Annotated in this window: 19 protein-coding genes; 8 read left to right on the forward strand and 11 right to left on the reverse strand. The window is 49.1% G+C overall.

The annotated features are described in order from the left end of the window. Positions 1-119: 119 nt before the first annotated feature. Positions 120-1,196, forward strand: a complete 1,077-nt coding sequence (locus tag B0D95_RS01940; RefSeq protein WP_078042332.1) for a glycosyltransferase family 4 protein — start codon at positions 120-122, stop codon at positions 1,194-1,196. On the opposite strand, the gene B0D95_RS01945 is transcribed toward B0D95_RS01940, so the two are convergent. From B0D95_RS01945 to B0D95_RS01995, 11 genes are all read right to left on the reverse strand, one after another. Further along, a complete protein-coding gene (locus B0D95_RS01945) occupies positions 1,163-3,352 on the reverse strand; it encodes a lipopolysaccharide kinase InaA family protein (RefSeq protein ID WP_078042333.1) in 2,190 nt (729 codons plus the stop codon). The two genes, B0D95_RS01940 and B0D95_RS01945, sit on opposite strands and share 34 nt — an antisense overlap. 9 nt (positions 3,353-3,361) lie before the next feature. After that, positions 3,362-4,447: a glycosyltransferase family 1 protein gene (locus B0D95_RS01950; RefSeq protein WP_078042334.1), complete on the reverse strand. Its 1,086-nt coding sequence runs from the start codon at positions 4,445-4,447 to the stop codon at positions 3,362-3,364. Positions 4,448-4,457: 10 nt separating this feature from the next. Beyond that, complete coding sequence (locus B0D95_RS01955) at positions 4,458-5,483, reverse strand: CDP-glycerol glycerophosphotransferase family protein (RefSeq protein ID WP_078045584.1); 1,026 nt, start codon at positions 5,481-5,483, stop codon at positions 4,458-4,460. Between the two features lie 46 nt (positions 5,484-5,529). Next, positions 5,530-7,377 (reverse strand): sulfatase-like hydrolase/transferase, encoded by a 1,848-nt coding sequence (locus tag B0D95_RS01960; RefSeq protein WP_078042335.1) that lies wholly within the window; start codon positions 7,375-7,377, stop codon positions 5,530-5,532. A 22-nt stretch (positions 7,378-7,399) separates the two neighbouring features. Then, positions 7,400-8,431, reverse strand: coding sequence for a lipopolysaccharide heptosyltransferase I (waaC, locus tag B0D95_RS01965; protein WP_078042336.1), 1,032 nt, complete (start codon positions 8,429-8,431; stop codon positions 7,400-7,402). 39 nt (positions 8,432-8,470) lie between these two features. Continuing rightward, a complete protein-coding gene (locus B0D95_RS01970; protein ID WP_078042337.1) occupies positions 8,471-8,866 on the reverse strand; it encodes a DUF6165 family protein in 396 nt (131 codons plus the stop codon). A gap of 139 nt (positions 8,867-9,005) precedes the next feature. Beyond that, positions 9,006-9,212 (reverse strand): hypothetical protein, encoded by a 207-nt coding sequence (locus B0D95_RS01975; RefSeq protein WP_246841697.1) that lies wholly within the window; start codon positions 9,210-9,212, stop codon positions 9,006-9,008. Further along, the gene (locus B0D95_RS01980; RefSeq protein WP_078042338.1) at positions 9,197-9,892 is read right to left on the reverse strand and encodes an MBL fold metallo-hydrolase; all 696 of its coding nucleotides are present in this window, start codon (positions 9,890-9,892) and stop codon (positions 9,197-9,199) included. The genes B0D95_RS01975 and B0D95_RS01980 overlap by 16 nt, the downstream gene beginning before the upstream one ends. Then, complete coding sequence (locus B0D95_RS01985) at positions 9,889-10,713, reverse strand: sulfite exporter TauE/SafE family protein (RefSeq protein WP_078042339.1); 825 nt, start codon at positions 10,711-10,713, stop codon at positions 9,889-9,891. Before B0D95_RS01985 ends, B0D95_RS01980 begins: the two co-directional genes overlap by 4 nt. A 37-nt stretch (positions 10,714-10,750) precedes the next feature. Beyond that, positions 10,751-11,281, reverse strand: a complete 531-nt coding sequence (locus B0D95_RS01990) for a rhodanese-like domain-containing protein (protein WP_078042340.1) — start codon at positions 11,279-11,281, stop codon at positions 10,751-10,753. 30 nt (positions 11,282-11,311) lie between these two features. Next, on the reverse strand, positions 11,312-11,638 hold the full coding sequence (locus B0D95_RS01995; RefSeq protein WP_244904674.1) for a metalloregulator ArsR/SmtB family transcription factor: 327 nt from the start codon (positions 11,636-11,638) through the stop codon (positions 11,312-11,314). Positions 11,639-11,902: 264 nt separating this feature from the next. On the opposite strand from B0D95_RS01995, the gene cydP reads away from it, so the two are divergent. From cydP to B0D95_RS02030, 7 genes are all read left to right on the forward strand, one after another. Next, on the forward strand, positions 11,903-12,133 hold the full coding sequence (cydP, locus tag B0D95_RS02000) for a cytochrome oxidase putative small subunit CydP (protein ID WP_078042341.1): 231 nt from the start codon (positions 11,903-11,905) through the stop codon (positions 12,131-12,133). Then, positions 12,130-13,695 carry a cytochrome ubiquinol oxidase subunit I gene (locus tag B0D95_RS02005; RefSeq protein WP_078042342.1) on the forward strand — a complete coding sequence of 522 codons (1,566 nt, stop codon included), beginning with the start codon at positions 12,130-12,132 and terminating at the stop codon, positions 13,693-13,695. The genes cydP and B0D95_RS02005 overlap by 4 nt, the downstream gene beginning before the upstream one ends. After that, a complete protein-coding gene (gene cydB / locus B0D95_RS02010; RefSeq protein ID WP_078042343.1) occupies positions 13,696-14,829 on the forward strand; it encodes a cytochrome d ubiquinol oxidase subunit II in 1,134 nt (377 codons plus the stop codon). 44 nt (positions 14,830-14,873) lie between these two features. After that, entirely contained in the window at positions 14,874-14,984 is a 111-nt protein-coding gene (cydX, locus tag B0D95_RS02015) for a cytochrome bd-I oxidase subunit CydX (RefSeq protein ID WP_078045586.1), read from the forward strand. After that, the gene (locus tag B0D95_RS02020) at positions 14,977-15,300 is read left to right on the forward strand and encodes a cyd operon YbgE family protein (RefSeq protein ID WP_168172382.1); all 324 of its coding nucleotides are present in this window, start codon (positions 14,977-14,979) and stop codon (positions 15,298-15,300) included. The genes cydX and B0D95_RS02020 overlap by 8 nt, the downstream gene beginning before the upstream one ends. A gap of 93 nt (positions 15,301-15,393) precedes the next feature. Then, positions 15,394-16,668 carry an MHYT domain-containing protein gene (locus B0D95_RS02025; protein WP_246841698.1) on the forward strand — a complete coding sequence of 425 codons (1,275 nt, stop codon included), beginning with the start codon at positions 15,394-15,396 and terminating at the stop codon, positions 16,666-16,668. 447 nt (positions 16,669-17,115) lie between these two features. Next, a complete protein-coding gene (locus B0D95_RS02030; protein WP_246841699.1) occupies positions 17,116-19,923 on the forward strand; it encodes a di-heme oxidoredictase family protein in 2,808 nt (935 codons plus the stop codon). The last annotated feature ends 77 nt before the right edge of the window (positions 19,924-20,000 follow it).

The raw sequence follows: 20,000 nt of genomic DNA on the forward strand, positions 1-20,000 counted from the left end.
TCCTTCCTGAATATAACCTTGCAGCGCCAATAGTTTTTCACAGTATTTTTGCAATTCTTTTGCTCGTAGAGTGATTCTATTGTGGCCGTAGGGTTCAGTGGTAATTCTCGGAGTCAGCTATGAAAGTGCTTTTTATAAAGCAATATCTTGATCGATCAGAATTGGATCTGGTGCTGCGTCTACATTCTATGGGAGTCTATATCCGCGTATTAAGTAGCAGTACAACAATGGGTAAAGCGCAGCTTATGGACGCAGGCATTTATATTGAATCCCGGCGCTACAAAAGCAAGATTGCTCCCGGTTTCATATGGCAGGTTCGTCAGTTATTAAATCAGTATAAGTTCGATATTATTCATTCAACCGATGGGAAAGGATTAGCCAACGCTATTTGGGCATCTTATTTCAAAACCGTAAAAATTATTGGTTACCGCGGCACCTTAGCCAAAGTTAGGCCTACAGATCCGAGTTATTGGCTTGGTCTTTTAAATCCGAAAGTCGATCATGTAGTGTGCGTTAACCGTTCGATTTATGACTATATGCACAAGTTTTATCCGGCGGAAAAGTTAACGCTAAATTACAAAGGATATAGTTTGGCCTGGGCAGAAGAGGCGGCTAATGAACAAGTTGAACCTATGGTATTTCCGCCTGGTGCTTTTGTTGTGGGTTATATTGCTACTACCTATGGGCGTCCACATAAGGGATTAGGTGTATTGGTGCAGGCTATGCATTTGTTAAAAAATCCCAACATACACTTATTATTTGTCGGCAGTTACGATAATGAGGTAAAAACCCTGGCAACCCAAGGGGCAGCGGGGGACAGAATACATTTTATTGGCCCTCGTAAAACAGGAGCCAGTTATTTGCGTTATATTGATGCTTTTGTCTTGCCTTCTCTGAGGGATGGATTGCCCAGAGCAGTGAAAGAAGCTATGGCTCAAGCAGTACCCATCATTACGACTAATATCACTGGTCCAACAGAACTGGTTATCCACGAAGAATCCGGTCTTTGGGTCGAACCTGATAATCCCGCTGCGATTGCCCAGGCAATTACTCGCCTTTATGAATCACCGGCACTGTGCAAGCAATTGGGTGATGCAGGGCGGCAGCGGTTGATCGATCATTTTTCTGCTGAAAGCTTTGTTGCAAAAACCTATGCGCTTTATCAGCGCATGGCTGTAGATTCCCCTAATAAATAAATCGGTGCACCAGAAATAGAAGCTGCTGTTAATTCCTTGCCATCGCGGTCAATAATTTTTTCATAATTAATGCTGGCAGGAATAACACTTGTATTGTTGTCCGATCTCCAAGCTACGATAATTTTCCTTTCTTCAGCATCAAACTCCAGTGCATAGACATTGCTTTCTGTGTCGAGCTTACGCACAAATCTAGCCGTACCAATGAGTCGTAACAGTTGTGCCAATGCATAAAATGCTGTGCGTGGCATGAAGTTATTGCGATCATCAACCAGCCCATAACCATGCGCTGACAGGCGCCACCAAAATACTTGTTCGATATGCCCTGAGCACAGGGTAATTAAATAATAACGCAGCATGTAATTAGCATAGTCATCATCATTTTCGCCCGGTTCATCGCGACGCCATTTCGGTGTCTCATAAGGGCAACCAATCGGCGACCAGATTCCTGCGTGTTTTACCGGCCAATTCACTTCCGATACGATGACTTTATCTGAACAGCGGTCTGACCATTGGGCCAAGGCTTTTAATAACGCTGATTTTTCCAGCGTTGAAAATTGACGCCCTTGGGTAGCCTCGGGCGCACCGCGTCTGTCGACATAGAGTAGGTGTGAGAGCGCGGCCAAGGGCTGTGTTTTGGGATGTGTATCCAAGGCGGCAATAACCGGTAAATATTCAAAATCAATGCACGCTGGACCAACGAGGCGAATGTGTGGAAAACGTTGTTGTAATTCCAGTGCTGGCACCATTAATTGTCGATATTCATCACTGCTCCAAATCCCCCATTTCAAACGATTGCTGGCATGGGTAATTTCGATGTGTGCAACCTGATCGCCAAGGCTTTCGATAATTAATGTTAAAAATTGCTTCCATGAATCTGGTTGTAATAGAGCCTGCCGGTCTTGTAGTACGGCAAGCATAACCTCCAGGCCCTTACTGCGAAGTTGCTTCACGAGTGCAATAGTTCGATTCCATTCTGTTGCTGTTTCATGGTGACAAAAGCGAATAAGTACAGGTGGGTTACCCAGTTGCTCAAGCAGTTGCAGTTCGGTTTCTGTGTAATCAGGGTGAGGGTGTAATGCAATACCTATGCGCCCTTTCATTTCAATAGGGGTGGTATAGCTTTGTGTTAAAAGTTGCTGATAGCGTCGATAAATGCCCGGTGCAGCACACACACCTTGCCACACCATTGAAAATAGATAGCGCCACTTGCGATAAGCATGTTTTTCCTGGCGACTGGGCACAATCATAGGTTGGGCTGATTTTTCATCCCACAGCCATATATCCTGAATGGGGGGATAAACAGGCTTGCTAGCGGCGCGCTTTTTATTTTTCCAATGACGTATAGGGTGGCGCCATTTGACGCTGCGTCTATGCCCCCAAAAGCGTTTTCGTGCTTTCTGCTCCAGACTCTCAAAATCCGCTGGAAAATCCTGATGATTGTTGTAGATAGTTTTAAATATTTTTAAATAGGCGCCGGGTAGCGCAATGCGCGCCAAATCAAATGCACGCTGTTTAATTGTGAGCGGTTCACTTGAATATTTAGCCCTGTTTAAATCAATAAATTGTGGCTGAAGCCATGCTCCGGTTTCGCTGCGCGGCAGTAATATATTTTGATTGCCCATGTCACCATGCATAAAGCCTGCGTCGTGCATGGCACGAATCGCCGGTGCGACAATATGAAGTAAGTCGATTAGTGGTGCATTGTTTCTTTGATTGTAGTAAATATCTGACAGTGCATCGCGGAAACTGGTGCCGGGTTCAAATATGCAGAGATAATAACTTTCCATTAAGCGCGTGCCATCCCAGCGCTCTAACCACGCAATGGGAACTGGCGTATTAATTCCGTTGTCTTGCAGGAAGCGCGCTGCATGGAATGAGCGCTCGGCTTTGGATTTATTTTTATGGTCGTATTTATCTTTCCACCAGGATTGCGGCTTAAAAACTTTAATGGCAACGGCGATCTCCCCCTGGTCGGCTATCAATGGATATTTCACTACATAGTCGCCGCCATTAGAGAGTTTTACTGCCTTCTCTGAGCAGCATAGATCTTTCAATGCTGCCAATTGGTCAATAACCACATGCTGATTAAAACGGTTGCTAATTAGGCCTGTAAAACCGGTTATTGCAAGGGTGGAATAGCCTAATGTATTACTCATAATAACCACTCAAACGGTTGCCGAATTTATGTTGCCTGCCAGATGCTGATATAAATTCACATAGGCATGAATATTTCGTTCCAGCGTAAAGCTGGTTGCGTAGTTCTTCATATCTTCCTGCTTTTGTTGATCTTGTTGCATCAGCGGCAAGTGTTCGTGCAGGGTTTTACTAAGGTAATCTGTTTCAAAGTTATCCCATATAAATGCATAGCCACCACTGACTTCTGGCAAGCTGGTCATATTCGACGTGAATACCGGTGTGCCAAATTGCATGGCTTCCAATATGGGTAGTCCAAATCCTTCGAACAGCGATGGAAATAAAAAGGCCTCCGCGTGTTGATAAAGCCAGATTTTTTCTGCGGCGGTGATAGGGCCGACCAAGGCCACATTGGTTAAGTTCAGTTGCTTGATACGTGCTTCAAGCTCATGGGCATAATCAAGGTGGTCTTTGTTGCCGCATATATACAATTGATATTCTGGAAATTTCTGCATCATATCAACTAACACATGGAAATTTTTCTTGCGGCGCATTGCCCCCAAAGCAAAGAAAAAGGGTTTATCTTGTGTATGAAATGCGGGTTTCCGAGCCTCTTTTCCCTGTAGGTTTTCTACTGCGTTGTAAATCACTTCCAGCGGCTTGTTTTTAATATCAAGATGGTTGCGAATGTCATTGGCAACAAACTCGGAAATAGCAACTAATGCATCAGCTCTATCGATTCTGCGCTGCATTTTACGTAAATGCTTTTGGGCTTTAGTCGGGCGCTTTTCGTAAAGAAAGTTTAAATCATGGATGGTAATAACCTGTTTGGTGTTGGCTGTCTTTCGGAAGTAGCGAAAGTGCTGGTAACTGGAATGCCAAACATCGGCAACAGGTAAGCTGGCTGATACATAGCGTTGCCATTTTTTCACGGGTGTAAAAATGGCGTTGCTGGCTGGTAACGTTGTGGGTGTTTTGTATCCCTTGGGAACCAAAAAGTTGAATTCAACAGACGGGTGGTTGTGTGCTTGCAAGCCACTGACCAGTGACTTGGTGACATTCCCTATGCCAGTGGTTTCACGGTTGATAAGGGTAGCATCGACTACAATTTTCAACATTATTTACAACCTATTTCCAATAGTTCATTTGACGGCGTAGTTTGAATTTTCGCCACAGATTTAAGGGTTTGCTCTTGGGATTTTTCCCGCCGTTTTCAATAAAGCGATCAATTGCTTCAAGAATGCGTAGTGCGGACTTTCCATCGCGTGCAGGGTGGATAGAACCACCAAAGCTTTCGATTGAATCCATTAACGCTTTGGGGCGAGATAAGGCTTGGCGGATTGCCGGCTCAAAGTCTTCGGGCTTGTCGATGTCGATTAGTTGTGGCCCCGGGCGGCGATTTTTGAAGGTGACGACAGGTTTGCGTGTTAGCAAAAATTCGCTCAGGGCAGAGGATGTGTCTGAACACATTACGTCGGCATCGGTAAATAGCTCAAGGATGTTATCTGCCTCGGAAAACTGGAGGTTTTCATTTTCCAGTGCTTTGAATTTGTTGCGTGTTTCGGCATTTGTTTTGGGGTGTAGTGTTACTACCCATTTCCATTCGCCTGTTTGGCTCAAGCGTTTTACTTCCGGGTACAGAATTTCTGCAGCACTCCAGGAAGGCGAGAAGGTGGAGTGGTAGAGAATAGTTGGCGGTTGCTTTACTGGCGCTACATTGGCTGGCAGTTGAGTAAAAAAATAATCCAGCTTTGGCCAGCCTGTTTCTTCAACATGGAAATGTTGTAATTTTTTGGCCAGCGCCACAAATTGTTCGGTGTCTTTCGGCCCGGTAGTGCAGTACAAATCAAAAAAACCACGGATATAAATGTGCCGTGGTTTGCCAGCGTCAAAACCATGGAAGGTTTGTACTTTTACGCCAGGAAAAAAGTGCGGAACAATATTGTTTGGGGTAATGACCGCAATAGGGTTCCAGTTATTCACTTCTTCTACGCTGGTTAATAATATGTCATCACTTTGCAAATCTTCCGCGCCGGGGCCATTGAAAAACCAGGCTACCTTATCGCCGCGCGCTTTAATTGCCGCATCAATAGGACGCATGATGGCTTGGGTATAACGCTCTGAACCATAGAATAAATAGTGTTTGCTCTTCATATACATTACGCTCCAGAGCGTTCATCGAACCAATACAGGGTTGAGCTTATTTGCTTTTGAGAAAGCGCGACATTCTTTCAATGTTGTCGGTCAGTATCTGTGGTGGCAATTGCAGGTGATCGACCGGTTTGTAGTTTTGATCCACTGCATCTATGTCGCCCAATGGGTTGATTAGGAACAGGTGGTTATCATACAGCATTGCCCTGTCTGACCAGGATTCCATCAGCAGCCCACGATTATTGTCTGGTAACGCAAACAACGAATAGCCGGTTGAATAGTCGGCTACAGGGTTTGAGCAGCCAAAGGCTTCGCTGAGTAGCGTAGGTATAAGATCCTCGTGGGAGCTCAGTGTATCGGTGATTGTTGCTTCGCGCCCTGGCCAGAGTAGCATTAACGGAACCTTGGTTTGCCACAGGCTGAAATTACTGTTGTGACCCCAAAAGTTTTTACCGGTTTCATTAAACTCTTGGCCATGATCGCTGGTGATGATGACAAGGGTGTTATCCAACAGTTCTTGTTGTGCGAGTTGATCCATAATTTGTTGAATCAAGCTATCAACATAGTGAGCGGTAGTTTTGTACAAATTTAAAAAGGGTACAGGATCTGAATTTTTGTTGAGTTTAAGGTAATTAACCTGTTCCAGCATGGGTTCAAAACGATGGGGATAATTCTCAGGCAGTGAGAAACCGTGCGGCGCGTCAAAAAACAGAAAACCAAAAAAAGGTTTTTCTGGCGAGCGCTGCTGCAGGTCTGCGATGAAACGCTGGGCGATATCCAGATCATTATCGGCACTGGTTTTAGCATTGCCTTGCTGTAGCTCCTGGCGCAAGCGCGAGAAAATAGTGCGGTCAAATTCAGGGAAGGTGAGTGTACTGCTGCCATAAATAAAGTGTTGGTAGTTGTGTTGTGCGGTGATGTCGAACAACAGGCTGCCTTGTTCGGCGGCCAACATGGGCTTCCAGTAACTACCGGAAAGGCCATACATCATACTGAACAGACCGTAGCGCGTTGCATTGCTGCTACTGTAGTGATTGTCAAAGACTTGTGATTTTGCACGCAGTTGGAAACTGTGTGGCATTACTTCGGTAGTCAGTTGATCGGCCCGTAGTGAGTCGACGACTAACATCAGAATGTTTAATGGTTTTTGCGTATCACACTGCAAGGGGTTGCGAGGGTAGTTCAGCCCTTTCATCGCGTCGGGAAGGGTTTGGCCTTCAGCTTTTTGTACTACCTCAAAACCCATTTTCTCCAGCGATGAGCGCATGGTGGTGGTTGGCATCCAGGGAATATAGCGGTTTTGTGCCGTCACTGTGTTCCAGCCAAATGCATCTGCACAGCCATTGAATAATTGCAATCCAATGTAGGCGCTCAAGAATAACCCGCTCATCTGGCGATTGGTTAGCTTGTGGGTATTGGATAATTTGCGGCTCAGGGCGAGCAGAATAAGTTGTCCGGCAATCGCTATTAATAATACTGCACCAATGGACAGCCACATCACCCAGGAAAAGGCGATATTCTCCAGAAGGGCGCCGCTTAATACGAGGTTGACTACCATGCCGTTTAAATGGAAGTGGTACAGGCTAAAGACTTTTACGTTAGTGATAATAATTAATTGCGCAATCACAAACAGCACTGTAGCAATTGGGGCGTAGTATTTTTGGATGCGTAATAAAAAGCCAAGAACAACAATCAAAAATACCAGTAACAACGACAGTACAGAAAAGTGCAGGAACATACCCAGTACAAGGTAAAGCTGGCCGCTGGTAGCTTCGGGCCATGGGCTATGAGTCAGGGTGACGGCGGTCATGATCAGTGCATTGAGCAGGGCAAACATTGCCAGCCAACGACGGGAATGGCGATGGGTTTCTATGCCCAGCGGGCGCGACAACAGCATGGTGATTTTCCTTCGTGCAGAATCAGTAATGAGCGATTTTCTTTTGCAGTTCAGCCCACACCTGAGTGGCTTTGATATCGGCCATGCATTGCGGTGTGTCCTGGCTATTTTCAGGTAGCCATTTGCAGTGGCGTTTATGGCAAGGCATGCAGTCGAGCGCTTCGCTCAATTGCAAATTCCGGGTGTGATCGCCAATGAGGCCTACTTTGAGGGGGGATGTTGCACCATAGAGTGCAATTGTGGGTGTTTCCAGTGCGCCTGCCAAATGCGAGAAGCCAGTATCCAAACCAACTACGCCTGCAGCCTCCACCAGTTTTTCAGCGATGGTGGTGATTGAAAGGCGTTGCATTGGACGCGTTGCCTGCGGGCAGGCATTGATAATTTGATCGGCAATCGCTTGTTCTTCCGCGCTGCCCCAAATAATTTCGACTGCAAACCCGGCGTCTACCGCTGTGCGTGTCAGGGTTTGCCATTCGCTGGTGGCCCAGAGTTTGGTCACCCAACTGGTGCCAATAATAAAAATTAGTTTGCGCGGATTTTTCTGGATATGGGTGAAGTTTTGGTTGATACCAAAATTCAATTTGGGTTCGGGTATGTAGCCCAGCGCTTTGCCGACTAACTGGCGTGTGCGTTCCACTGCATGTTGATTTTTGTCGACTTCATGGGGGCGTTTGTAAAACCAGTGGGTGATGCCTTCGCGCGCTGAATGCTTGTCGTAGCCGTCGATTCCCTTTCCCTGTGCGCACTTGGCGACAATAGCGCTTTTTAATAATCCTTGCGCATCGATAATGTAGTCATAATTTTCCGCGCGCAAGGCTTTGCGCCAAGCTTTGAATTCCTGCCAGCTTTGTTTGTCGCGCTGTTTCATCCAGCGGCGCAAATGAATGGGAATAGCTTGGCGCACTTGCGGGTGCCATTGCACGATTTCTTTAAAACTGTCTTCCACCACCCAGTCAATCTCGGCATTGGGAAACTGTTTTTTGATATCGCTAATGGCAGGAAAGGTATGAAAGATATCGCCCATGGAGGACATTTTGACGAGCAGTATGCGCATGGGCGAGTTCTTCATCCAGAAAGTAAAACCGGGAGTGGCTTATTGATAATCTTTGTAGGATTTTTCTTCGATTAACTCGGAGCCAAACGCGAGGTTAATGTCTTTTTTCACCTTGGCGCGTTTGTCGTTGGTGACATACACCGCGCGTGCGAGTTGGATAAATTTATCGCTAAAATCCTTCACGTATTCACAGTCGCGAATGTCATCTTCAATCACCCAGAGTTCCTGGTTGATATCTTTAAGCGCTTGTTTCAATGGCGCGAGTGTGGCCTGACCAGCGCTATCCAGCAGCTCATTAACCTTGTTATTCAGGATGGTTAATTCGTGGGTCACGTTTTTAAGTTTGGCTTCGTCACCGATGTTGACGGCTTTGATTTCCAGAATGGTGATTTTGTCAATAAGTTCGCCGAGGGAAATGGGGGCTTGAATCAGCATGGTGATCTTCTCTTGATGATTTTTGTGGCGGCGATTCTAGCAAATCAGGGCGTATGTGGCGAATAGGAAAATCCCTCTGCGCCTACTAAACAAAGGGAACTAACGCCTCCCCTCTGAAAAAGAGAAGGCAGGGAGGTGATTAGGGTGTACAAGGCGGGGTTTGTTGATAGTGATAGGCGTAATAAACCACCGGGATCACCACCAATGTCAGCACAGTCGATACCAATAGGCCGAAAATCAACGAAACTGCCAAACCGCCGAAAATCGGGTCATCGACGATAAAAAAACCGCCCATCATGGCTGCCAGGGCGGTCAGGCCAATGGGCAGGGCTAATGTTTGCCACACGCACGATTCGCCGGTACCGCTATATCCATCAGTTTTGGGTTGGGTAATTTCAGGTTGCTCATGAGCTCCACATAAGCCGCAGTATCTTTTACTTGTAAGCGTGGGTTGTGCGCTTTTTCTTCGCCGATGGTGCTGCGTGTCCAACCTTTGTAGTCGTGGCCGGGGTAAACCCAGGTGGTTTCGGGTAATACCAATAATTTTTCAAACAGGCTTTGATATTGGTCGCGTGCACTGCCATTTTGAAAGTCAGTGCGACCTGTGCCGCGAATTAATAAAGTGTCGCCGGTAAATAAATACTGTTCGCCACCCTCAATGAGGTGAAAGGTGTAGGAGTCATCGGTATGGCCGGGTGTATACAATGCGGTGAGCGTTAATTCGCCTACAGGAATCTTTTCTCCATCGCGTAAGGGGTGGGAGACGCAGGTGGAATTTGCTTCTTCGCCTAGCAATGTAGTGCAACCCGTTAAATCGCGCAGCTCGCCTGCGCCGGTAATATGGTCGGCGTGGGTGTGTGTATCGAGTGCGCACACGAGCGTGAGATTCAATTCGCGCAACAATTGGATATATTGTGGAACGTCGGATTTCACCGTATCAATCAATGCGGCTTTGCCTGTTTTTTCACAGGCTATGAGATAGGTGTAAGTGGAAGATTCTTGTTCAAATAGTTGACGGAAAATCATAATTGCCTCGCAAGGGTAATAGTTGTCACAACCAACAAACTCACCGCAAATAGCTTTTGCAGCAACACATTCGCCACTTTATGGCTGACGGCTTGCCCGATCATCATGCCCATCACGCCGCCGGCAGCGACGAATAACAGCCAGCTCCAGTGGGGCGTTGTGCGCATTAATAAATGGCTAATAAACCCCGAGCTACTGATCAACGCAATAATAAATAGGGATGTACTCACTGCTTGCGCCATGGTGACGGCGCTGAGTGCCAACAGCAGTGGCACAATTAAAAATCCGCCGCCGACACCGAATAAGCCCGACAACACGCCAACCACTAAACCGCCGATGAATAACCCGCTCACACAGCGTGGACGCAATTCAAATTGGCCAGTGGGATTCAAGTTACACAGGTGTTCCGGCGTGGGTGTGTTGGAAAAATTTCCGGCGCGTACAATTTTGGTGGAATCGGGATTGTGTTGCGCGCCAAACCACATGCGTATAGCAATTACTGCCGCGAGCAAACAGAAGCCACTGATTAACCATAGTTCATTTACGTGCATTCCTAACCATTTGCCTAATGGGGCGGTTAATGCGCCGCTAATGGCCAATATCAATCCCGGTTTCCACAGTACATTGGGCGCTGCGCGAGAAAAATAATTGCGCATACTTGCGTAGAGCGTTGTAGCAGCAACGGCTCCCAGTGAGATGCCGGTGGCATCGCTCATGGATAATCCACCAAGTAATAGCAGCAGCGGTACAGCGAACACCGAGCCGCCAGCGCCAGTGAGTCCGAGGATTAATCCAATCAATAAACCAATCAGCAGCAACACATGTTTACTCCTCGTGTGAGGTTATCAATAGCTTGCGCTATTTATTCCAAGGCGCCTTGGCGATCAGCATTCCCATGGCACAGATGTCAGTAACGCCAGCGAACACCAACCCCGCGCCTACAAAAGCCGATAAGCCGTAAAACGCCGGATTAACCCAGGTGCCCAGAGCTGCGCCGGTAATCACCAACATGCCCGCTACAATACGAATTTGTCGCTCTAGCGGTATAACGTTTTTCCCTTGTTCGGCGAGCGGAATATTGGATTGCTTCACGGCATTCATACCGCCTTCAATAATCACCAGCTCGGCATTGAATTTACCTTTGAGTTGGTCTGCCGCCATTTCAGCGCGTTTGCCGCCCTGGCAGAGCAAGTAAACCTGAGCACCATTTTTGCCGCTTTTCTCTATCTCGGCCTGTAAGCGCTCCGGTGTTAAATCATGCAGTGGAATATGCAAGCAATCCGGCAAACCAGCGGCTTTTACTTCGGCGGCGGTGCGCACATCCAGAATGCAAATGTCAGCGGTTTTGTTCGCCATTAAATCAACTGGGTGAATGCGTTTATGGCTCATGGTGTTACCTCGTGCACAGGGTTAATAGGATTAAGAATCAACAGGGCAGTAGATGGATTGCAATACCGCAATCACTTTGGTCGCTTCATCACCCTGTAAGCGGTAGTACACGGTTTGCGCTTCTTTGCGTGTGCTGACCAGTCCCGCCTCGCGCAAGCTGGCCAAATGTTGCGACAGGGCCGACTGGCTCAGCGGCACTTGTTCATTTAATTCACCGACGGACATCTCGCCGCCCATCAGGGTGCAGAGAATCATCAAGCGGTTTTCGTTCGCCAATGCCTTGAGTAGTGCGGCGGCGCTTTGTGCGTGTTGTTGCATGTCATCCAGACCGGCGATTCCAGGGGCGGCCATATTCATTTGGTGTCTACCTCTTGTGGGCTTGATTTTATTATATTAGATAAATATAAATTAGCAATATATAAATTAGTGGGATTGATTTAAAAGCCGAAACCAGGCTTTTAATCAGCACGAATGACCCTTTACCTGCATTCGCTGTAAATAGCTGCGCGGCAATTTGTCGCGCTGCTGTTTTATTTCAAATTGATATATATCAATTCGCCGACTTTTCCCTTGTAGCAACCTAGGTTCGATGGTGCTGTAGCAGCACGGAGATGGAGTCAAATGTTGAAACGCTTACGAGAACAATTGCCGGAGGATTCGCTGTTTCGCAAGCCGCTGGTATTTGAAATATCCCTGGTACTGGTTATCAAGCTGGTACTCATCACGGTGTTATGGCATGTCGCCTTTAAGCCGCTTAAACCCGTCGTTACTCCTGATATTCACCTCAAAATGGGCTTGCCTGCCTCCCAAATAGACTTACCTGCTAACCCGCCAAAGGACGTCACACTATGAACGAACTTGCTGTGGATTTGTCGCGCCTGCAATTTGCACTCACGGCCATGTACCACTTTATTTTTGTACCGCTTACGCTGGGGCTGAGTTTTATTCTGGCGATTATGGAATCCGTGTATGTCATGACCGGAAAAACCATTTACAAGGATATGACCAAGTTTTGGGGAAAGTTATTTGGTATTAATTTCGCACTGGGTGTTACCACCGGTTTAACCATGGAATTCCAGTTCGGTACCAACTGGTCTTATTACTCCCATTATGTGGGCGATATTTTTGGTGCGCCGCTCGCCATTGAAGGCCTGATGGCATTCTTTCTGGAATCCACATTTGTGGGTTTATTTTTCTTTGGTTGGGATCGCCTGACCAAAGTGCAACATTTAATGGTGACCTGGCTGGTTGCGCTGGGCAGTAGCTTGTCGGCGCTGTGGATTTTGATTGCTAACGGTTGGATGCAAAACCCCGTCGGTTCGGAATTTAATTATGAAACCATGCGCATGGAAGTGACTAATTTTGCCGAGGTGATTTTTAACCCGGTGGCGCAGGTGAAATTTGTGCATACCGTATCGGCGGGTTATGTCACTGGTGCGGTATTTGTATTGGCAATTTCCTCTTACTATTTATTGAAAAAACAGGATGTGGGTTTTGCCAAGCGCTCCTTTGCCATTGCCTCCGCATTTGGTTTGGCCTCGATTATTTCGGTGATTATCCTCGGCGATGAAAGCGGTTATGAAGTGGGCGATGTGCAAAAAATGAAGCTTGCCACTATCGAAGCAGAATGGAAAACCCATCCGGCGCCTGCTGCATTTACGGTCGTTGGTTTTCCTGATCAGGAAAAAGAAGAAACAACAAGCGCGATAAAAATTCCTTATGTGCTCGGATTAATTGCAACACGCTCTATTTCCGAACCCGTTCACGGTATTCAGGATTTACGTGAACATGCCCGTGCGCGCATCGTGAATGGTATGCAGGCCTACGCGCTGCTGAAAAAACTGAAAGGTGGTGACGATACACCGGAAAATCGCGCGGCATTTGAGCAAGTCAAAAACGATTTGGGGTATGGTTTATTGCTCAAGCGCTACACCGATAATGTGGTGGATGCAACGCCCTCGCAAATTGATATGGCCGCGCGCGATACAGTGCCAAAAGTTGCGCCTATGTTTTGGTCGTTCCGCGTGATGGTTGCTTGTGGTTTTGCGATGTTGTTGATTTTTGCCTACGCCTTTTGGTTAAGCACCAAACATCAGCAAGAAAAACCGCGCTGGTTTTTAAAGCTTGCTCTTTTCTCATTACCGCTGCCGTGGATCGCTTGCGAAACCGGTTGGTTTGTCGCGGAGTATGGCCGTCAGCCTTGGGCGATTGCTGAAATTTTGCCTACGCGCATGGCGGCATCCAACTTATCGCCAGATCAGGTGTGGACCTCTTTAATCGGCATCATTTTGTTTTACACCCTGTTATTGGTCATTGAAATGTATTTGATGGTTCGCTTCTCCAAACAGGGGCCAAGTTCGTTGCACACAGGCCGCTACGATTTGGAAAACACTGCAAAAACCGAGGTGGTATAAATGGACTACGAAACATTACGTGTAATTTGGTGGGTACTTATCGGCGTGTTGCTGATTGGTTTTGCAGTGACCGATGGGTTTGATTTGGGGGTGGGTGCGCTGTTGCGCATCATCGGCAAAACCGATGACGAGCGGCGGGTAATGATCAACACCATTGGCCCTCATTGGGATGGTAATCAGGTGTGGTTTATTACCGCCGGTGGCGCATTGTTTGCGGCATGGCCGCTAATTTATGCGGCGTCTTTTTCCGGATTTTATTTTGCGATGTTAATCGTGCTCGCCGCTTTATGGCTGCGCCCGGTGGGGTTTGATTATCGCAGCAAGTTGGAGGATCCGCGCTGGCGCAATGCCTGGGACTGGGCATTGTTTGTAGGTGGGTTAGTGCCTGCGCTGTTATTCGGCGTCGCTTTTGGCAATTTATTTTTGGGCGTGCCTTTCGCTTACGATGAAATGCTCAAGCCCAGTTATGACGGTGGCTTGTTTGGTTTATTGCGCCCCTTTGCGCTACTGGCCGGTTTGGTAAGTGTGAGCATGTTGCTGATGCACGGTGCCAGTTGGCTGCAATTAAAAACCGATGGTTTTATTCGTGCACGTGCCCAGCGTGTGGGTGTGGTGTTGGGGATTACCACCGCCGTGTTGTTTGGTGTGGCGGGTATTTGGGTGGCGCAATTACAGGGTTATCACTTGGTGGGCAGCATAGACACTAACGCACCCTCTAACCCCTTGAATAAAACTGTGGAGCTGGTCGTGGGCGGCTGGGTAAAAAATTACAGTATTTATAGCTGGATGCTTATCGCACCCGCCTTGGGGTTACTGGGCTCACTCGCCTGTAGCCTGCTCAGTGTGAAGGGCAGGGCTGGTTTGGCCTTTGTGGCATCGAGCCTGGCGATTGCCGGCGTCATTCTCACTGCCGGTTTTTCCATGTTCCCCTTCCTGATGCCAAGCAGCCTACAAATCAATTCGTCACTAACCCTGTGGGACGCTACCTCCAGCTACACCACCTTGGTGATTATGTTTGGCGTAGCCTGTGTGTTTGTGCCCATTATTTTGGGATACACCCTTTGGGGCTATTGGGTGATGCGCGGCCGCTTAAATGAAAAAGCGATTATGGCCAACAGTCATCAACTCTATTGAACCGCGAATCTGTTGATCCCTATTTCTTGTTGAGGAGAAAAAGCATGTGGTATTTCACCTGGATTCTTGGCGTCTTGCTCGCGTGTTCGTTCGGTATTATCAATGCCATGTGGCTGGAAAATACCATGGGCGATGAGCAGCCACGCGATGAGTGATTCAAATCCATCACAACAAAAAGTATCACTGGAGTCGCTGGATCAAAAACCTGCGCCGCTGGGTAGGGCGCGGTTTTTTATACTTTGCCTCTCGCTATTGGTAATGGTGTTGATCACGGCCTGGCCGCACTTTCTTGGCAGTACACCGGAAACCATGAACCACAACGCTGCCATGGTGCTGATGCTCGGTATGAGTTGCGGTTTTGTGTACGGCATAGGTTTTACCCCCAAGCTGCGCATTTGGCGCTGGCTGTTTTCAGCTTGGAGCGCACTGGGGTTAATGCTGTTGGGAGTATTAATGCGGGTTATGGTGTGACCATTGGTAAGGAAAGGTAAAGCATGAGGGGGTGTGATCCCCGATTGTGTTTGGCACGTAAAACTTCCTCTTGTCTTGAGCAGAGGATTTTTTATGGTCGGTACTTATAACTGGATGTTGGTATTTGCGTCCTACTGTGTGGCAGTGATTGCGTCTTATACCGCTATTTATTTCGGCACCCGTGTATTTAGCCTCAGTGGCGGGACGCGCCATTTTTGGTTGGGTATGGGCGCATTTTGTTTGGGTAGCGGTATTTGGTCTATGCACTTTGTAGGCATGAGCGCTTACACCATGCCGATGCATATGCACATGACTTTCAGTGCCACCCTGACATTACTTTCCTGGGTTCCCGCTGTGCTGGCGTCGGCGCTGGCACTGTATGTGATTACCCTCCCCAAGGTCTCCGCAAAAACCATCGCGGCCAGTGCGTTTATTATGGGCACCGGTATTTTTGCCATGCATTACGGCGGCATGTATGCGATGCAAATGCACCCCGGCATAGAGTACGACACCCTGTTGGTGATCCTCTCCGGCGTAATTGCTGTTGTAGCTTCCGGTGCGGCACTGGTGATTTGCCGTAAAGTGCGCGATGTTCCGCCGCAGTATGCCCTGGCATTTAAGGTGTTGGCGGCGCTGGTGATGGGCGCAGCGATTTGCGGCATGCACTACACCGGTATGGCGGCGGCCAGTTACCCCATGGGTTCACAGAGTCACCCCGATAACTTATTGCGCGGCGATTGGATGGGCATTCCCACCGCGATTGCCGCCAGTATTTTATTGTTGCTGGCACTGTATTCCGCCTATACCGATTTCCGCGCCATGGAGCGTGCCCGTCAGGAAGAGCGCAATCGCAATGAAGCTGCGCGCCAATCGGCGTTCTTTGATTCCCTCACCGGCCTTGCCAACCGTTCATTGCTGGAAGCCAAAGTGTTGGAAAAGCTCACGGTGTCTGCCACCAATACCTCGCCTGCGCCTTTTATGCTGGTTTATTTTGAGCTGACCGATTACCGCGACTTATGGCAGCGCCATGGCGAGGTCTATGCCCAGGCTTTAACCAAATATGTGGTGACAGAGTTGCAAGCGCAACTGCCAACCGCAGAGCTGGTTGCCCGTTACAGCGGCAGCAGTTTTATGGCGATTATGCCGTCCAACGATTTGCAGGTAATTACAGCGCTGGTGCAGCGTTTATCCAGCCGGTTTAGCGCAGCGGTGACAATCAATGGCACCGCCACACGCTGTAACTGGGGGTTTGGGTTCAGCGAATATCCCAAATCCGGCACTAACAGCCGCAATCTGATCCGCGCTGCCCAGCGTATTCGCCGCTCATCCAACGATTCCGCCAGCGAAAGCCAATTGGCACTGGTGTGATGGTTGTCGCGTTATGAAGAGATGGGCAATGCGCATGTCTTTTAGCGCGACAAATTAATTCGGGTAGTGTTTTATCCGTACGTCCCACTTTACCGAAGCCCCTGTGGCACAAGGGCTTCGGTAAATGCCTAAGCTGCGGTATTTATTGGAAGTTTTGGTTTATAACCGGCTTTGTCTGTTTGTTGCTTTTGCCTTTTCCTGTGTTTCTCCCCCGATGATGCTCACTTTTTGAATCCCATGACAGTGGGACGACAGCCGCTTTTTGTCGCCCTAGACTGGCTGCAAGTGGTACCCCTACGCAGTGCCGGTCAGGCCACTTACGCAGCGAAGCGAACAATAATAAATGGCTACAGCTCCACAGGCTTGCCGGTTGGCTAGATCGAGCAAGTCTGGTTCCCGTATTTTTTTGCACACTAACAATAACGACAAACAAAGAGGAAACATCAGATGCGAATCATGCAATTCGGTCGACGTATTCTGTTTGCGCTAGCAACCTTCACCAGTGTCACGGCGGTCGCGCAAATCATTAATATCAACCCTGTTTCAGTCACTGGCAGTACCAACTTGCAGCCCGCCAGCTATGCCATCGATAACATCGGTAGCACGCGCTGGGAGTCCAACCATGGGGTATCACCCAGCTCACTGACGCTTGACTTGGGGCAAGCCTATGCACTCAATCAGGTCGTGATCCTGTGGGAAGCGGCCAATGCCGAGAGCTATACCGTACTCGGTTCCAATAACAACTCCACCTGGACACAGTTGAGTTCACGTACCGGTGGCGTCTTTGGTGATCGCACCGACACAGTGCCTTTAGCGGGTACCTATCGTTACGTGCGTATTAACGCTTTAACCCGCAGCGCCGGTAATAACTGGGGCTACTCCATTTATGAAGTGGATGTATTTGGCACCTTGCCGGTGGCTTCATCCAGTTCATCTGCTGCACCCAGCTCATCCGGTAGCTGCGCCCTGGGTTGTGTGACTACCTTAAATAGCACCACCATGCGCGCCACTGTAACCGGCGGCGACATAGTGGACATCCATTACACGGTCAACGGCGGCGCCCAGCAAAATGTGCGCATGAACCTCGCCAATGGTGTGTGGACTTACGATATTGGCGGCCTGCCTGCCGGTGCTGTGGTGCGCGCCAACTTCACCATTATCAAAAATGGTGCCGGGCAGGATACTGAATGGAAGAACTACACCCTGGGTGCAGTGGCTTCCAGTACACCCAGCTCGTCGCGTTCCAGCAGTTCAGTGCCCAGCTCATCACGCCCCAGCAGCAGTTCCGTTGCACCGCCACCCAGCTCCAGTTCGGTGGCAAGCAGCACGGCGCCACTGGGTAACATAGTGCCGCTCTATAACAACACCACGGCGCTGGAACCGGTGATCAAGTTTGATCGCGGCGATGCCCTGATCACCCGTATTGCCGACCGCGCGCGGGATCGTCATGCCAAGGAAAACCATTTCCAGGCTTACGATCACTACCTCACCTTCTATTGGGAACAGCGTACCGCCACCATCGAGATTGTGGACTACGTCGCCAAGGGCGGCACCACTGTGCGGATGAATGTGGTTACCCAAGGCCGTTTGGATGACCTGCAAGCAGAGAACCGCTGGTTCTACATCGGTATGAATACCCTGGCTGAATACTGCGGCAATGGGGTGATGAACCGTGTCAACGACTTCAACTACTGGAAAGAAGCCAGTTGGAACTGCCGTGAAAATCGCCCCATCCAAATTGGTGATCGCCTGGAGTTTGAACTCAGCCAATTCCTCGATAAGAACGGCGTTATCCGCGGCCGCGACAACTATTACGGCACAACCTTCTTATATATAGTCGGGCAGGGCATAGTGCCCTGGGATGTCACCGACAAGGTTCCGTTTGTAGGTGGTGTATTCAAGCAGCGCGATTCCATGCCTGTACCCGTCAACGCCCGTCTGGGTGGCGATACCAGCTTGCACGTGCAAATGACCGCTGAGCCAGACGGCCACTTCCAGCAAATGGCAACCAACCTGAGCGCTGTTAATGGCCAGGCGTTTGTGCTTGGTCGTCGCGTACACCACACCTCCTTTGTGGATGGCGGTCACGACGAAAATCCCGAAAACGGTATCTTCAATGAAATGGTGGGTAAGTCCGGTACTCGCTATGTGAGCGATCGCTGCTCGCACTGCCACGAGCGCAATGGTCGTGCGCCTATGGCTGCCGTGGGTGAGCCTCTGGATCGCTGGGTATTCAAGGTCGGCAACGCACAGGGCAATCCGCATCCACAACTGGGTCGTGTACTGCAACCTAAAGCCAATGGTGGCGCCACCAGTGAAGGTACTCCCTCTATTGCTTTCTGGACTGAATCAGGCGGTTTGCGTTCACCTAACTACCAATTCACTGGCTTGCGTCCGGAAACCTTCTCCGCGCGTTTGGCGCCACAGTTAGTGGGTATTGGTCTGCTGGAAGCGATTCCGGAATCCACCATCCTCGCCCGTGAAGACATTAACGACGCCAATGGCGACGGCATTTCCGGTCGTGCGCAGCGTATTGTTGACCCGGTAACCGGCCAAACCCGTTTGGGACGCTTTGGTTACAAAGCCGCGACTACCAGCGTGAAGCATCAAGTGGCATCGGCATTCAATACGGATATGGGGGTGATGACCTCTATGCTCCCCAACCCGGATTGCGGCAGCAGCCAAACCAACTGCGGTCCCAGCGGTGCAGAGATTGCAGACCAACACCTGAACAACCTGGTGAAATACGTTGCCCTGCTCGGTGTTCGTCCACAGCGCGACTACAACAATGCGCAAGTGATCAACGGGCGCACTGTGTTTAACAACATCGGCTGTGCCGCGTGCCACGTGGAAAGCATGACCACCAGCGCCTTCCATCCATTTGCGGAATTGCGTTCACAAACCATTCGTCCCTACACCGACTTGCTGTTGCACGACATGGGCCCAGGCCTTGCGGACAATCTGGGTGAAGGTCAGGCCAGCGGTGCTGAATGGCGTACCGCGCCGCTCTGGGGCTTGGGTGTTTCAGCTTGCGTCACCGGCGGTGTGACCGGTCAACCGGGCGGTGTGCCTTTTGGTGTGGATGGCAACGAAGTCTGTGTGCCTAAAGCCAGCTATCTCCACGATGGCCGCGCGCGCACCATCGAAGAGGCCATCCTCTGGCACGGCGGTGAAGGTCAAAACGCGAAAAATGGCTATGTCGCACTCTCTGCGAGCCAAAAACAGGACCTGCTGCGTTTCCTACAATCACTTTAATGTCATGAAGTGATTTTCTCCCCCTTATGCCCCGGCTTGCCGGGGCTTTTTTTTCTCCCGCCGCCGCATTCAAGCGT

The sequence above is a fragment of the Cellvibrio sp. PSBB023 genome, from assembly GCF_002007605.1.
Taxonomy (GTDB): Bacteria; Pseudomonadota; Gammaproteobacteria; order Pseudomonadales; family Cellvibrionaceae; genus Cellvibrio.